The organism is Aneurinibacillus migulanus (assembly GCF_001274715.1).
Classification (GTDB): domain Bacteria; phylum Bacillota; class Bacilli; order Aneurinibacillales; family Aneurinibacillaceae; genus Aneurinibacillus; species Aneurinibacillus migulanus.
In genome coordinates this window covers 3,130,112-3,145,246 of the sequence record NZ_LGUG01000004.1, presented here as the reverse complement: position 1 = coordinate 3,145,246, position 15,135 = coordinate 3,130,112, and the positions used below count along the sequence as shown (strand labels likewise).

Annotated in this window: 12 protein-coding genes and 2 pseudogenes; 10 read left to right on the top strand and 4 right to left on the bottom strand. The window is 37.9% G+C overall.

Going from position 1 to position 15,135, the window contains the following annotated elements; genetic code table 11:
* Nucleotides 1-26: 26 nt before the first annotated feature.
* On the bottom strand, nt 27-605 hold the full coding sequence (locus tag AF333_RS16930) for a helix-turn-helix domain-containing protein (RefSeq protein WP_043065192.1): 579 nt from the start codon (nt 603-605) through the stop codon (nt 27-29).
* Between the two features lie 219 nt (nt 606-824).
* Here AF333_RS16930 and AF333_RS16925 point away from each other — a divergent pair, with 219 nt between their 5' ends.
* From AF333_RS16925 to AF333_RS16920, 3 genes and pseudogenes are all read left to right on the top strand, one after another.
* Nucleotides 825-1,754 carry a DMT family transporter gene (locus AF333_RS16925; protein WP_043065193.1) on the top strand — a complete coding sequence of 310 codons (930 nt, stop codon included), beginning with the start codon at nt 825-827 and terminating at the stop codon, nt 1,752-1,754.
* A gap of 813 nt (nt 1,755-2,567) precedes the next feature.
* A pseudogene (locus AF333_RS31925) lies at nt 2,568-2,915 on the top strand (MarR family winged helix-turn-helix transcriptional regulator).
* A gap of 16 nt (nt 2,916-2,931) precedes the next feature.
* Nucleotides 2,932-3,129: pseudogene (locus AF333_RS16920) on the top strand (acetyl-CoA carboxylase carboxyl transferase subunit alpha); the annotation flags it as partial.
* 93 nt (nt 3,130-3,222) lie between these two features.
* On the opposite strand, the gene AF333_RS16915 reads toward AF333_RS16920, so the two are convergent.
* Both AF333_RS16915 and AF333_RS16910 read right to left on the bottom strand, forming a co-directional pair.
* On the bottom strand, nt 3,223-4,722 hold the full coding sequence (locus AF333_RS16915; RefSeq protein ID WP_158502368.1) for a class I adenylate-forming enzyme family protein: 1,500 nt from the start codon (nt 4,720-4,722) through the stop codon (nt 3,223-3,225).
* Nucleotides 4,723-4,763: 41 nt separating this feature from the next.
* On the bottom strand, nt 4,764-6,092 hold the full coding sequence (locus tag AF333_RS16910; protein ID WP_043065196.1) for a short-chain fatty acid transporter: 1,329 nt from the start codon (nt 6,090-6,092) through the stop codon (nt 4,764-4,766).
* A gap of 165 nt (nt 6,093-6,257) precedes the next feature.
* On the opposite strand from AF333_RS16910, the gene AF333_RS16905 reads away from it, so the two are divergent.
* From AF333_RS16905 to AF333_RS16890, 4 genes are all read left to right on the top strand, one after another.
* Nucleotides 6,258-6,863, top strand: a complete 606-nt coding sequence (locus AF333_RS16905; RefSeq protein ID WP_043065197.1) for a TetR/AcrR family transcriptional regulator — start codon at nt 6,258-6,260, stop codon at nt 6,861-6,863.
* A 354-nt stretch (nt 6,864-7,217) separates the two neighbouring features.
* On the top strand, nt 7,218-7,691 hold the full coding sequence (locus AF333_RS16900; RefSeq protein ID WP_043065198.1) for a VOC family protein: 474 nt from the start codon (nt 7,218-7,220) through the stop codon (nt 7,689-7,691).
* A gap of 87 nt (nt 7,692-7,778) precedes the next feature.
* Nucleotides 7,779-8,531, top strand: coding sequence for an SDR family NAD(P)-dependent oxidoreductase (locus AF333_RS16895; protein ID WP_043065199.1), 753 nt, complete (start codon nt 7,779-7,781; stop codon nt 8,529-8,531).
* 32 nt (nt 8,532-8,563) lie between these two features.
* Entirely contained in the window at nt 8,564-9,877 is a 1,314-nt protein-coding gene (locus tag AF333_RS16890; protein ID WP_043065200.1) for an MFS transporter, read from the top strand.
* Nucleotides 9,878-9,917: 40 nt separating this feature from the next.
* Here AF333_RS16890 and AF333_RS16885 read toward each other — a convergent pair whose 3' ends face one another.
* The gene (locus AF333_RS16885) at nt 9,918-11,591 is read right to left on the bottom strand and encodes a sigma-54 interaction domain-containing protein (RefSeq protein ID WP_080787665.1); all 1,674 of its coding nucleotides are present in this window, start codon (nt 11,589-11,591) and stop codon (nt 9,918-9,920) included.
* 200 nt (nt 11,592-11,791) lie between these two features.
* On the opposite strand from AF333_RS16885, the gene pdhA reads away from it, so the two are divergent.
* From pdhA to AF333_RS16870, 3 genes are read left to right on the top strand one after another with little or no spacing between them, the layout of a single operon-like run.
* On the top strand, nt 11,792-12,772 hold the full coding sequence (gene pdhA / locus AF333_RS16880) for a pyruvate dehydrogenase (acetyl-transferring) E1 component subunit alpha (RefSeq protein WP_043065201.1): 981 nt from the start codon (nt 11,792-11,794) through the stop codon (nt 12,770-12,772).
* A 24-nt stretch (nt 12,773-12,796) separates the two neighbouring features.
* On the top strand, nt 12,797-13,777 hold the full coding sequence (locus AF333_RS16875) for an alpha-ketoacid dehydrogenase subunit beta (RefSeq protein WP_043065202.1): 981 nt from the start codon (nt 12,797-12,799) through the stop codon (nt 13,775-13,777).
* Between the two features lie 20 nt (nt 13,778-13,797).
* The gene (locus tag AF333_RS16870) at nt 13,798-15,132 is read left to right on the top strand and encodes a dihydrolipoamide acetyltransferase family protein (RefSeq protein ID WP_043065203.1); all 1,335 of its coding nucleotides are present in this window, start codon (nt 13,798-13,800) and stop codon (nt 15,130-15,132) included.
* Nucleotides 15,133-15,135 lie beyond the last annotated feature (3 nt).

Below are 15,135 nucleotides of genomic sequence, written 5' to 3'. Positions count from 1 at the left end.
CTCTTACTGTGTGGAAAACAGAATACTTATTCCTGTTTATTTTTTTGAGCGTATGAAGGTGAGGTTAAGACAAATAAAACGTTGACGATTTCATCTGTATTATTTTTAAATTTATGCTTCAGGTAAGGTGGAATCCGGATAACATCCCCTTCTCGCAAGACATATTCTTGATCTTCAAGTACAACATGAGCAGTTCCTTTCATTACGATCGCTATTTCTTCCTTATTATGTTTATAATAGCTCTCCGTTGTTTGCGATTTAGCATTTAGGTCCATCATCAATATTTCAACATTTGCTTTCATAAAATCGGGTGTTAAAATATCGTAAACAATGTGTTCGTTGTTTGCGCGATAGATTTTTTTTCGTTCTTCTTTTCTTACGATCAATGATTCATGGTCGACATCGTTAATAAACAATGTAAATAATGGTACGTTTAACGCTTTGGCGATTGCTTTTAATGCATGTAATGAAGGGTTTGCAAGGCCTCTTTCCAATTGGCTAAGCAGGGAAGTGCTTAAACCTGTTATCTCTGAAAATTCCCGAATGCTATATCCCTTGCTTTTTCTATATTCTAAAACGGTATTGCCTAAACTATAATTTGTCATTATCCTGTTTCCTTCCTATATATCGTTTATTATTTTTTTACGGTTATACTCATTTCGTTTAATATAATAAACATTGTGTTGAAATATTGCACAAAAATGCACAGGATTGTATACTGTCTTTATGTTTATTATAATAAACATTTTTATTTAATAACAAACACAATGGAGACAACCCGCTTATTATTTATTTCTCAAAAGTATGAGGGAAGGATTGGACATATGAATAACACACGTGCTTTCTCACTCTATCTTTTATTATGTTTCGCAGTTCTTGCTCTTTCAACATCCGCTATATTTGTTAAACTTTCGAGTGCGCCTGCGCCCATTATAGCGGCTTATCGAATGTTTTTCTCTACTGTGCTTCTATTGCCCGTATTTTTTTACAGTAAAACGGCTTTCCAGGAAATTAGAGGTTTGACTAAAAAGAAGTGGCTATTAGGTATACTTTCCGGAGTTTTTCTGGCCATTCACTATGTACTTTGGTTTGAGTCATTGCGTTTTACTTCAGTGGCAAGCTCAACTGTACTCGTTACTCTTCAGCCGATATTTGCTTTTGTTGGAGGTTATTTTTTATTTGGGGAGAAATTAAAGGGGCTTGCTATTGGGGGAGGTGTTCTTGCTGTTTTTGGCAGCTTTATTATTGGATGGGGTGATTTTAAAATTGGTGGAGACGCTCTATTTGGGGATATTCTAGCTTTGCTAGGAGCTGCAACAATCACGGCGTATTTCTTGATTGGCCAGCATTTAAGAAAAAGTTTATCTCTTGTTCCATACACTTTTATCGGCTATTCTACCAGCGCTTTGTTTTTATTTGGATATTCACTTGTTCTTAATCACCCAATAACAGGATACCCGACGTCAGACTGGGTATGGTTCTTTTGTCTAGCATTTGTGTCCACATTGCTGGGGCAAACAATTTTTAACTGGTTAATTAAGTGGCTAAATACTTCAACGATTTCAATGAGCATTTTAGGTGAACCGATTGGAACGTGCATATTAGCGTATTTTATTCTCGGAGAAGTGGTTACTCGTCAACAGCTCATCGGTTCTGGCGTTATTTTGCTCGGTATCTTTTTATTCTTAAAGTATAATAAGCCAATTAGAGAAGCAGAAGTGATATCTGACGTATCAAAAGTAGCAACCGAATAATCGTAAATAAAGCCGCCCTAAAGCTGGGGCGGTTGTTATAAAAAAATAAAGTCATATATCGAAAAATAAAGTAGTATACTAAACGGAGTTTACAACCGTACATTAAATATACGAGTTTATTTTTCTAAATGAACAGGAACTAATTACATATTCAAAACGGGCATTTTGAAAAGAGAATAATGAACAACATTGATTATTTGGTGAAGAAATTTTGTTTTTTTGAAAAGAGAGAATTCTAAAGCTACACCAATTATTAAATATATACGAAATATAAAAGCTTTCCTAATTACAGGAAAGCCTTTTTTATTTGCAAAAGAAGGCACAAACAATGAATTATTTTGATATTAAAGCTAGGAAAAAATTATCGAGAACGATAAGGATACGAAAAAAACATCTAGTGAAACAGAGTATCAATAGTGTTATGATTAGCATCATCTATTTTATATACTCTAAGAGCCTCAGTTAAAATAACGATATTCTAAAAAGAAAGCATCCGCGTAAAAAAGCTGGTTTATGTTGTTAAGTTAGCCTTTTAAACTCCAATCTTTCCAAATCCCCAAGACGTTAGAGCCAAGGGGATTATTTGAATTATGAGTAAAATAACTAAAATAATTGAAATCCATAATATAATTTTTTTCATAATCCTCTCCCTTTCTCCTTAGTTCTAATATATTACATTATAATCCAATTATACAAAAAAGCAGATGAAGCAAAAGCGGCAGTAGAATAAATAGAAGAGGACGTAGCTAGGGCCAAGGATGTTGCAACGATTTTTTTGATTTTCATTTTGTAAAACCTTTATCAGTTTCTCAAATGATGGCGTTAGAAGAACTAGAGCTCACAAAATTAACTGTTTAGGAACTAGCTAACAAGCTTATGTTAGAGCATTCGTCGGTAAGTAGATTAGTAGACAAGTTAGTAAAAAATGAGCTTATTTATCGTGAAGTAAACGAAAAAAATAGAAGAGACCTTTTCCTGTATCTTACAGAAAAAGGTCGAATAACTGTTAATTCTTTAAGGGAGCAATCTATGACGTTTTATCAAAGTATTCTCAATAATTCATCAGAATCAGAACGAAAAATAGTTGTTAAGGGTTTTGAATTATTAATCGATTCGATTTCTAAATCAACTTGTGAAAAAAATGAGAAAAATAAATCATAATGTGAGGAGGAGATGAATGAGTTTGGATTTCGAACGCCCCATTATTAAATTAAAAGAAATAATTGATGAAATACAGAAATTTATGATAGAAAATGACCTAGATTTATCATCAGAAATTCATGTATTAGAAGAACGTTTAAATAAAATGCAAGATGAAATTTATTCTAATATTACACCTTTTCAGCGAGTTCAAATTGCAAGGCTTCGCAATCGGCGCTAAATACTTGGCTATTTTCTTGGTATATCAAATTGTAGAGTATACAGTTTTATTTTTTCTGAACAGCGGTTTTTGTAAGTACTATTTTTTTCATTCCATCCTTAATTTATTCTTCTGAATTTTGCCAATGGAGGTCCTAGGGAAATCATCGATAAACCGGAATTCCTGAGGGATCTTGAAATAAGAAAGATGTTCTTTGCAGAATATCCGGAGGTCTTCTTTATTTACCGTTGCATTATCATGAAGTTTAATATAAGCGATAACAGCTTCTTCTCTTAAGGGATCTGGTTCACCAATAACGGCGCAGTCCTGAATAGCGGGATGGTTAGATAGGACGTTTTCTACTTCGATGGAGGAGATGTTTTCTCCGGCACGTTTAATCATGTCTTTATTGCGGTCAACGAACCAAATGAAGCCTTCGTTATTATAGTAGCCGTTATCGCCTGTGTAGAGCCAGCCATTTATAATCGTTTGCGAAGTAGCCTCCGAATTTTTCAAATAGCCTTTCATCATGGAAGGGCTCTTTAAGATAATCTGCCCGACTTGACCAGGCGGCAGATCCCGGCCTTTTTCATCGATAATTCGGATTTCTTGGCCTAATCCGGCTTTCCCGATGGCGACAATGCCTGTCCTTGGATCGACTGGCATGTCTTCATATAGGGGAGTAACGATATTTGTTGTGATTGTTTCCGTCATTCCGTACCACTGGAAAAGCCGGATGCCGAAACGTTGTTGAAAGGTTTGGAGATCATTCTTCGTAACAAAAAGTCCATAGCCTGCCTGACGGATTTGATGTTGTTTTTCAAATGGATGACTTGGGCATTCGATCAGTATTTTAATGACAGTGGCCACTAAACTTGAAACGGTAGGCTTATATTTTTCAACAGCATCCCAAAATGTCGAGGAGCTGAAACGTTTGAGCAATACGATTGTACCGCCTACCACAAGCATAGCCATGGATGTATAGTATTGCGAATTCGCATGGAACAACGGCAGGAAGATCAAATAGTGGTCTTCCGGCGACAACTGCTGGTAGAGCACTGAGGAGTGGCCGGCATATAAATAATTTTCATGTGTAATTAAAACACCTTTAGGCTTGGCTGTCGTTCCAGAAGTATACATGATGCAGGCAACGTCATTTGGGGTCACTTGTGATTCAATTTTTTGGTTGCTCAGTTGGTTTTTTTCTGTTTCCCAATCATACGAGCAAGCTTGGGCGAATAGAAGCGGATATTTCTCGACAATATGGTGATGTTTTTCTGTTAACAACTCATTTTCGTATACGAATCCCTTACTTTCCGAATGTCCTAGAAAATAATCCAACTCCTGAGCAGTGGAAGCGGTGTTGATCGGCAAGAGGATAGCACCAATTGCCCCGCAAGCAAACCACAGCTCATAGAAGACAGGTGAATTTGAGAGGAAAACGGCAACAGTATCTCCCTTTTGAATTCCTTTCTTAGCCATCCATCTAGCTGACTGATTTACTTTGTTGAATATGTCTTCATAACTAATTTCCTTGTCTTCAAATAGAATAAATGGTTTAGATGCCCATTTTTCAGTTTGCTGAGCTAATTTCGTATAGATAGTCATATTTCCGTGGGTGAGCATGTTGGTTCGTTTCTCCTTTCATTTTACAGAATTAGTGGTACAACCGTTACGATGACACATGAAACGAGCATGAGCAAAATCATGGACACTAGGCAGTAGCCCCAAATGTCTTTTAATCCAAGCCCTGATAAACCAAGGGCGGGTAAGACGAAAAATGGTTGTAGTAGATTTGTAACGAGGTCACCGATTGTAACGGTATTGACAGCCACTGATACAGGAACATTCAATGCTCTTGCAGCTTCCATCATGATTGGTCCTTGAATTTGCCATTGTCCACCTGCGGATGGTACGAAAATATTGACAATCGCTGCTGAGATAAATGACAGGGCGGAGAACGTGTATTCATTCGAAAATGACGTGAAGGATTGTGCGATTACAGTGATAAGACCAGAGCCGACCATCATCCCCATGATTCCTGCATAAAACGGAAATTGCAGCATAATCCCCGAAGCGGAAGGCATAGCATCAGTAATGGCACGAATATAGCTGCTCGGTGTTCCATGAAGAGCAAGCCCTAGAATAATGAACATGAAGTTCAAGATGTTAAGTTCCAAGTTGAATCCATTATTGATGTAATATTGAACAATCCAGAGTACACCAAGTGCAACTAAAATGTAATTGATGGTTTTGCTTTGGTCCATTTTTTCCGCGAAAGTTCTGGTGACAACAGGCTTTGCAACAACCAAGTCCTCGGTTTTACCTTCAAATGGTACAACATCTTCTTTCTTCGGCATCATCCGGATATAGGCAAATAGAATAACAACAAGTCCGATAAAAGCTGTCAATAACAACATTGGGCTAAAAATGGTTTCAGTCAGAGGAATGAGGCCGATTTTGTCTTCTAATGAATGACCAGGTGTGTTGACGAGAAGCGGGGCGGTAACTGTAATACTTGCAGGTAAAATGGCGATCGTACCTGTATAAGCGGCAGCAATTAAAATACGGAAATCAGCCATTTTCACTTTTTTCGCCACCTCGATGGCAAATAATGTTCCGAGAACAAAGCCTAATCCCCAGCTCAAGTAACCGGCTGCTGCTGCTACTAAAATTGTTATAATCAATGCGGACTTTTGCGTTTTCGGAATGGAAGCGGCTTTCAATAGTAGCTTCTGAACGAGCGGTGCTTTTACAAGTGCATAACCAGTAATAAGGATCAGCACCATCTGGGTTGTGAATGCTAAGAAGTTCCAGAAACCGCTGTACCAGTGTGTCGTCATTTCCATCAGAGATTGGTCGGTTATGGTCATTCCGAGTAGTAGGGTGATGAACGTTAGTAAAATAGCAAAAATAAAAGCATTAGGTAAATAATTTTCCACAGCCACATTGAATCGTTGTGAAACACTTCGTAACATCATCAATTCCCCCTTTATTTTTGAATGCGTTTACATTTTGTGGATGGTACTTTACAGTTTTGAACATGATGTCGATAATGAAAAGACTATAGTCTCTGAAATTAATTTCGCAGACTATAGTCTATTTGTCAAGTTATTTTTAATTTTCTGAAAGGTTGAGAGCTTATGAATTTAAGACAACGAAAAGCGATGCAAACGAAACAGAAAATTTCCAAAGTAGCTTTGAAATTGTTCAATGAAAAAGGCTTTAACAATGTCACGGTCGATGAAATTATAGACAAGACGTCGACCTCTAAAGGTGCTTTTTACAATCATTTCAAAAGTAAGCACGATATCTTTCTGGAAAAATTTAAAGAAATTGATGATTTTTATGTTGAGGAGCTAGTACCGAAAATCGAGCCGCTTGAATCGCATATTCACAAGTTGAAAACGTTCTTATCCATGCAGATGGCGTACATTGAAAAAGATTTAGGATGGGATGTTACACGAACCATATATGAACATGAACTGAATCCGGAGCGGGAAAGTTTCTTCCTTATTCCTGATCGTCCACTCTATCAGATTTTATATACATTGTGTGAGGAGGGAATAAGAAAGAAGGAATTTCGGGATGACCTTACTCCTGAACAGATGATTATCATTCTTGTCCGGGTGATGAGAGGAATTTTATATGATTGGAGTATCAATAAAGGTAACTATTCATTAGAAAAAGAACAAGAGATTTTATTTGCTGTCGTGATTCAAGGATTGACTCAAAACAGAGAACGTTAATCGAAGTTGTCCATGCTACTCATGAAGGTTTTAATTCCAAAAATTAGAATGAAAAGCCCTCCAGGAAGCATTTCGGAGGGCTTTAAACGTTGAGTGACTGAGGCCATCCAGCCGATTTTCAGATATCTGCATTAGGCGTTTCATAATGAAAGTGATGTAAAAAAACAAATATGATGTAAAAAAACATCATATTATTGCGTTTTCGCATAAATGAGTATAAATGAATGTAATATATGTGTGATGTTTTTGACTGGCATAAGAATTGCTTGTATTTAGAAAAAGAATTGTTAAAATTCATTTATTACACTTTTAAGAAAAAATAAAGCGTGTGAATAAGGAAAGGAGGTTTTACTTGTGAGTACAGGTAAAATTACAGGTTTTTATCATGCAGGAATAACCGTGAAGAATCTGGAGGAATCGCTGCGATTCTATTGTGATTTTTTAGGCTTTCAATTTTTATCCCAGCAAAATGTGACAGATGAATATGTCTTTAACATTGTTTCTGTCCCGGAAACCAATATGATCAAGATTGCTTTTGTGCAAATTCCGGGCAGCACAGCGGTTGTTGAGTTATTGGAATATGTAGGGGTAGAGCGACATTCCGGAAGCAGCAGACCATGTGATTATGGAACCGGACACCTTTGTTTATATGTAGAGGAATTGGATTTGCTTTACAGAGAGTTGTGTACAAAAGGGGTGAAATTTCGTTCCGAGGCACCAGTGAATGTAACTTCAGGAAGAAATAAGGGGGCGAAAATTATTTATTGTTTAGATCCAGACGGCTACATTATTGAATTAGTTGAACCTGCTAATAATAGCGGAAGATAAACCACGATTATCATTCAATAACGAAATTGTAAACGCATTCTATCTTTAAATAAGTGAGTTTATTATAACGGGGAAGGATGAAGGAACATGTTCGAATTGAAAGGGAGAAAAGGCATTATAACTGGAGCTGTTCAAGGATTAGGGTATGCGATGGCAAAGGGACTCCATGATGCAGGTGTTGAGCTTGTCATTCTGGATATCTCAGAAAAAGTAGAGGAAGTAGCCGAAGCAATGGCTTCCGGTGGCTCCAAAGTACATGCGGTAAAAGTGAATTTATTAGATCGTCACGATTTGCAGATTGGATTTAATAAAGCGCTGGACCATCTAGGTGGGGAATTGGACATCTTAATCAATAATGCAGGCATTCATGATCCGAAGCCAGCTTTAGACTTAAAGATGGAAAGCTTTGATCGGATTATTGAGGTAAATATTGCAGCGGTCTTTCAATTATGTAGATTAGCAGGTGAAGTGATGATCCAAAGAGGAAGCGGAAAAATAATTAATATTGCTTCTGTTCTAAGCTATTTTGGTGGTTATAATGCTGCCGCTTACTCAACAAGCAAGGGTGCAATTGCCCAGCTTACGAAATCACTGTCAAATGAATGGGCTGGAAGCGGTGTAAATGTAAATGCAATTGCTCCTGGTTATTTTGAAACGAGTTTAAATGCATTTATTATGCAAGATGAAGCAAGGTTTTCACAATTGGTAGCTCGAATACCGGCAGGCCGTTTCGGGAAGCCGGAAGAACTGGTAGGGACCGTTCGTTTCTTGGCTTCCTCAGCATCGGATTATCTAAATGGCGTGCTTATTCCAGTAGATGGAGGGTTTTTAGGAAGATAAGGCTCAGACAATAATAGGACAGAGGTGAAATAATGGAAGCAAAGGCGATTGTAAATAAAGAAGAAGTAAATCATCCAATAAAGGGTAGTTATCGTTGGAAAGCGATTATTCCGATGATATTTATCATGTATTTACTTGCATATATTGATCGAACGAATATTTCGTTTGCTTTGACGGAGATGCAAAAAACATTTGCCATTACATCAACGGTAAGCGGTTTTATTGCAGGAATATTCTTTTGCGGGTACATTTTATTAATGGCACCAATGGGCCACCTTGCTAGCAGAAAAAGTGCCCGTATGATTGTTGTTATTCTTGGATTGTTAACAGGTGTTTTTTCAAGTGTACAAGGTATGGTTAATAGTGTAGAAATGTTAGTTTTTGTTCGTTTCTTATTAGGGCTTGTTGAAGGTGGAATTTATCCAGCTATGGGCGTATTAATAGCGAATTGGTTTCCGAAACATGAACGTGGACGAGCTACTAGCATTTTCTACTTATACGTGACAGTTGCTCCTTTGATTATGTCACCGATTTCTGGATACATTGTGTCGAACGTTCACTGGTTTGGTTTAGACAGTTGGCGTTGGGTATTTATTACGCAAGGGATGCCGGTATTATTATTTTCTTTATTATTCTTCTATTTGATTCCTGATCATCCGTTAAAAGCATCGAAAAAACGGATTAGTGATCAAGAACGAGCTTATTTGTTAGAACAACAAGCGATTGAAGCGAGTGAGCCGAAAGCTATTCAGGAAAAGTCTTATTGGAAAGCAGCGTTGAATCGTAATTTTATTTTTGTTTCCCTTGCTTACTTTATGGCTGGAGGAATCGGGAACTATGGAATTATTATCTGGCTTCCAGTAATTATTAAGGAGTTTTCGACTTTTGGCTACACGGCAGTTGGCTTCATTTCAGCGATTCCGTGGTTGATTGGTACCATTGGAATGATCTCAATTGGGGTTATTAATGATAAATTTGGCAATAAACGAGTACTGCTGTTTTTATTAAATGTTATTGCGGGGATTTCGTTGCTTTCGGCAATTCTTGTTCTTGAATCGAATTTATGGGCAGCTATTTTCTTAATTAGTATTACGATTGTTGGCGGAATGTCTTCCTCTGCTGTTTTTATGACATTAATTGCAGATGTATTCCCGGCAAATATGATTGGCGGAATGACAGGTCTTTGGAATGCTATCGGGAATGTAGGCGGTTTCGTCGGGCCGTTTGTTGTTGGAGCGTTAATGGCAGGTGACAATAAATTAGTTGGGGTAGGATTCTTATCTGTTTGTTATATTATCGGGTCGGTTATCGTATTATTTGTTAAATTGCGAAGAGAAAAAGCTTGATAATGTACAAAAGCAACCAGGAGCGAAGAGCTCCTGGTTTTTATGATCGTTTTTTAATATTATATTTCTGCATTTTTCGTACTAAAGTCGACTGATCTACTTTTAAAGCGACTGCTGTTTTGCGAATGCTTGGATAGGCATCTAATGCCTGGACAATTAACGCTGCCTCAATTTCCTCGAGCTTTTCTTTTAATGGTTTGATCTCTACAGAAGAAGTAGTGATGGCAGACTGGTAATTTTCTGTAGGGTGATTCCTGCCAAATTTCATTTCATTTTGAATGTCCTGTATACCAATCTCAGATTTTGTGCTCATTAAAGTAATGCGTTCCACTAAATTTTGAAGTTCTCTCACATTTCCCGGCCAATCATAGTTTTGAAAGCTCGTTAATGCCTCCCATGTAAACACACGATTAATGCCGTATTTATGATTAACCCCATTCAGAAAATGATAAATAAGAGGGATGATATCTTCCTTTCGTTCTCTTAATGAAGGGATATAGATTGGAATAATATTTAAACGATAAAATAAATCTTCCCGAAAAGTTCCTTCCCCGATCATTTGTGTTAAGTTTCGATTGGTCGCTGCAATAATTCTCACATTTACGGGAATCGGCTTTGTTCCACCTACACGGGTGATTTCAAGTTCCTGAAGAACCCTTAATAGCTTTACTTGTAAAGAAAGGGGCATTTCACCTATCTCATCAAGAAAAATTGTACCGTTATTTGCTGTTTCGAATAATCCAGCTTTTCCTTTTCTGTCTGCGCCGGTAAATGTTCCTGATTCATATCCGAATAATTCAGATTCAAGGAGTGATTCCGGGATTGCACCACAATTAATTTTAATGAGTGGTCCATTCGCTCTTGGACTATAACGATGAATTAAGTTGACGATTTTCTCTTTTCCGACACCTGATTCACCTTGAATGAGAACGACGGAATCAATTTGCGCTACCCGCAATGTTCTTTCGACAACTGCTTTCATCTTATCGGAATGGGCAACGATCGATAACTTAGGATCGTTTTGCTCTTTTAATATTTCCAGCTCTTGATAGGCTTTTTCATTTTTCTTTTCTAATTCTTGAATTTCGTTTTCAAGTGATTTTAAGTATGTGAGATCGCGAATATTATTCACAAGCTTCTCGATCTTTCCTTGTTTATTACGGATTGGTACCGCTGAAACCAAGACAGTGACACCTGTATTGATTTTTTGAATAATGGTTACTTCACGATTTTCCTTGAGAGCACGCAGAGAAGCCGAGACGTCGATAACGCCTTCGTCTTCTAATTCTTTTAAGTTTCTACCGATGCAATCTTTTGCGGAAAGTCCGGTTATTTGTTCATACGATGGATTTTGATGAATGATGACGCCGTTCTCATCACTAATAACAATACCATCGAATGAAGAATTAATAACTTGGTTTAATTCGTTTTGGACGACTTGGAGTGCGTCGTACTCTTTTTTTAACCGTGTCAATTCATTTTTAGAATTAAATAAGACGATATACTTCTGGTCCTGATGAATAACTTGAACTTCTGCAGGATAAGGGTGGATGCTAAAAAAGGTCGAACCATCAAAAGCAGCATCAATAATATGTTCGAAATAATAATTGTAATTTCTGGCAATTTCATTGCTGTAAGAGATTTTTTTATTGCTCTCTACAACTAAGACGCCTATCATCCTGATTTCTTTTAGTAGCAACTCAGCTATTTTCATAAGTAAGGGCACCTTTCTAAAAAGGTAATTTTTCATAATGAATGATGTGAATTTGCATCATATCTATAATATCACATCATAATGTGTGCGAAAATGCAATATTGCCGAAAAAAGATGGCCAAATGAGAGGTTTTTATTTGGCATAAATCTTGCTTTTTAAATTAAACAAAATGTTAAAAAATATCCTAGGAGGTTTTTATATGTCTAAATTAGGGGAAAACTCCTTGTTCTCCCAAGAACAATTAAGAAAAATGCTTTATGACATGCTATTGATTAGAAGGTTTGAAGAGAAAGTAGAACAATTGTTTCAGCAAGGGAAAATACATGGAACAATGCACCTTTGTATTGGTCAGGAAGCTACAGCCGTAGGTGCCTGCGCTGTTTTAACGAACGAAGACAAGATTATTAGTACACATAGAGGACATGGCCATTGTATAGCAAAAGGAACAGAAGTGGATCGTATGATGGCTGAATTGTTAGGGAAAGTAACTGGCTACTGTAAAGGAAAAGGCGGCTCTATGCACATTGCAGATTTGGATAAAGGGAATCTTGGTGCGAATGGAATCGTGGCCGGCGGCTTACCGCTTGCTACAGGTGCAGCCTTAACTTCTAAAATGAAAGAATTGGGATATGTAGTTGTGTGTTTTTTTGGTGATGGTTCCACCAATGAAGGAGCTTTTCACGAATCGTTGAACTTAGCTTCGGTTTGGAATTTGCCTGTCATATTCTTTTGCGAAAACAATCAATATGGTATGTCCGGGTCGATAAAAGAAATGACAAATATCCAGCATATTGCTGAGCGGGCAGCTTCCTACGGCATTCCGGGAGAGATTGTTGATGGGAACGACCTTTTGGAAGTAACGGAAGTAACAAAAAAAGCGGTTGAAAGAGCACGGAATGGGAAAGGACCAACGCTAATTGAAGCAAAAACCTATCGGTGGAGAGGCCATTCGCGAAGCGATGCCAGAAAGTACCGTACACGTGATGAAGAAAAAGAGTGGAAAACAAAAGATCCGATTGAATTATTTAAAAACAAATTAATAGAAGAAAACATATTGACTGAAGCAGCCTTCTTAGAGATAGAGGAACAAGTAAAGAAAGAAATTGAAGCTGCTGTTGAATTCGCTGAAAATAGTCCAATTCCTGGAGAAGAAACACTTGAAACGGATATTTTTGCATAATTTGAAAAAAGCGAGGGAGAACCAATGAGAAACATCACCTATGTAGAGGCCATTCGCGAAGCGATGAGCCAAGAAATGAGAGCAAATCAGGATGTATTTATTCTTGGAGAAGATATCGGTATTTATGGAGGGGCTTTTGGAGTTACAAATGGGATGATTGAAGAGTTTGGACCTGAAAGAGTACGTAACACGCCTATCTCTGAGGCTGCAATCAGTGGTTGTGCGGTTGGTGCGGCAATGACAGGGATGAGACCAATTTTAGAGCTACAGTTTTCTGATTTTATTACGATTGCGATGGATAATATTGTGAACCAGGCAGCAAAAATGCGATATATGTTTGGTGGAAAAGCAAACGTGCCGGTTGTGATTAGAACGCCGGGTGGATCAGGGGCTGGCTTTGCTGCTCAACATTCGCAAAGTCTAGAAGCATGGATGGCTCACATTCCAGGATTGAAAGTGGTCCAGCCTTCTACTCCATATGACGCAAAAGGATTATTAAAAGCGGCAATTAATGATGATAATCCGGTTATGTTTTATGAACATAAGATGCTCTATGGCGTAAGAGGGGATGTGCCGGAAGAGACATATGAGATCCCATTAGGAAAAGCGGACATAAAAAAAGAAGGAACAGATGTCACCATTGTCGCAACATCAATGATGGTTCATAAGTCTTTAGAAGCGGCTAAATTGCTCGAAGAAGAAGGAATTAGTGTTGAAGTGATTGATCCGCGTACGCTTGTTCCGTTAGATAAGGAAACGATTTTACATTCCGTACGAAAAACAGGACGTGTTATTGTCGTGTACGAAGCAGTAAAACGAGGCGGATATGGTGCAGAGATTGCAAGTATGATTGGTGAAAGTGACGTGTTTGATTATTTAGATGCACCCATTATGCGTTTAGGCGGACGCGCTGTGCCGATGCCATACAATGCATTTTTAGAACAAAAAGCAGTTCCGCAAGTAGAGGACATTGTTCAAGCATGTAAAACAATTATGAACAAATAAGGGTAAGAAAGGAGGATAATATGGCAACGAAAGTAGTTATGCCTAAGCTAGGAGCAACGATGGAGCAAGGCACGATTGTAAATTGGCTTGTTAAAGTAGGCGAAAAAGTAGAATATGGAGAACCATTAGTTGAAGTACTAACTGATAAGGTTAATATTGAAGTGGAAGCAGAGATGGACGGCGTTTTGCTGAAAACTTGCTTCGAAGCGGAGGAAGTTGTCCAAGTTCATGATGTCATTGCTTATATAGGTGAAGAAGGAGAAGTGATTGAAGACACTGAAGATGAGACGCTTCAGCAAGCTTCAGCCTCTTCTAATAGCGGAGCACAGGAAACAACAAAAGAAATTATACCGGAAAAGCTAACGGGAACCGAATCTCAAGCGAAAATCCGTCGAACACCTGCTGCCCGTAAGCTGGCGAAAGAAAATAATCTTTCCTTAGAAATCGTTCAGGGCACAGGGCCCAAAGGTAGAATACAAAAAGCGGATGTTGAAGAGCATCTTCGTTATTCAATACAAAAAACAAAGGCGACTCCTTTGGCGAAAAAAATAGCTCATTCAAATCATTTAGACCTTGGTCAAATCCAAGGATCAGGTGTAAACGGCAAAGTTGTTCGAGACGATGTTTTAAAACATTCAAAGGCAGAAATGGATGCTTCAGTGCATGCTGTTAAGAAAACGTCATTTACGGGTATGCGAAAAGTTATTGCGGATCGCATGGTGCAAAGTGCCTATACTGCACCTCACGTTACACTAACCAGTGAAATTGATATGACGAATTGTGTGAATATGAGAAAAGAGCTGTTGCCGATTATTGAGAAACAGAACGGATATCGTCTCTCTTTCAATGAGGTAATCGTGAAGGCTGTTGCACATACATTGCAAAATCATCTTTCTCTTAACGTTTCTTTACAAAATGATGAAATTATTCATTATTCGACCATAAATATTGGATTCGCAGTAGCGGTGCCGAATGGGCTGGTCGTTCCAGTTGTAAAAAATGCAAATCAAAAAGGCTTAGCTGCAATTACAGAAGAATGCAAAACACTAGGTTCGCTGGCAAGGGAAGGGAAATTACTGCCAGACCACATGAAGGATGGAACTTTTACGATTAGTAATTTAGGGATGTATGCGGTTGATGCATTTACACCGATTATTAATCAACCCGAAGCAGCTATTCTTGGTGTCGGTAGAATTCAAGAAAAACCAGTGGGAGTAAACGGGGAAATAAAACTAAGATCCATGATGACGTTGAGTCTTTCTTTTGATCACCGTATTGTTGATGGTGCACCTGCTGCGGAATTTTTAACAGATTTAAAAAATGTGCTTGAAAATCCTTATAAACTGATCATCTGAGGT

Excerpts from the sequence above, each read along its gene's own strand:
- AF333_RS16885 (WP_080787665.1), bottom strand. The coding sequence starts at position 11,591 with ATGAAAATAGCTGAGTTGCTACTAAAAGAAATCAGGATGATAGGCGTC.
- AF333_RS16910 (WP_043065196.1), bottom strand. The coding sequence starts at position 6,092 with ATGTTACGAAGTGTTTCACAACGATTCAATGTGGCTGTGGAAAATTAT.
- AF333_RS16905 (WP_043065197.1), top strand. The coding sequence starts at position 6,258 with ATGAATTTAAGACAACGAAAAGCGATGCAAACGAAACAGAAAATTTCC.
- AF333_RS16875 (WP_043065202.1), top strand. The coding sequence starts at position 12,797 with ATGAGAAACATCACCTATGTAGAGGCCATTCGCGAAGCGATGAGCCAA.
- pdhA (WP_043065201.1), top strand. The coding sequence starts at position 11,792 with ATGTCTAAATTAGGGGAAAACTCCTTGTTCTCCCAAGAACAATTAAGA.
- AF333_RS16895 (WP_043065199.1), top strand. The coding sequence starts at position 7,779 with ATGTTCGAATTGAAAGGGAGAAAAGGCATTATAACTGGAGCTGTTCAA.
- AF333_RS16915 (WP_158502368.1), bottom strand. The coding sequence starts at position 4,722 with ATGACTATCTATACGAAATTAGCTCAGCAAACTGAAAAATGGGCATCT.
- AF333_RS16930 (WP_043065192.1), bottom strand. The coding sequence starts at position 605 with ATGACAAATTATAGTTTAGGCAATACCGTTTTAGAATATAGAAAAAGC.
- AF333_RS16890 (WP_043065200.1), top strand. The coding sequence starts at position 8,564 with ATGGAAGCAAAGGCGATTGTAAATAAAGAAGAAGTAAATCATCCAATA.
- AF333_RS16925 (WP_043065193.1), top strand. The coding sequence starts at position 825 with ATGAATAACACACGTGCTTTCTCACTCTATCTTTTATTATGTTTCGCA.
- AF333_RS16870 (WP_043065203.1), top strand. The coding sequence starts at position 13,798 with ATGGCAACGAAAGTAGTTATGCCTAAGCTAGGAGCAACGATGGAGCAA.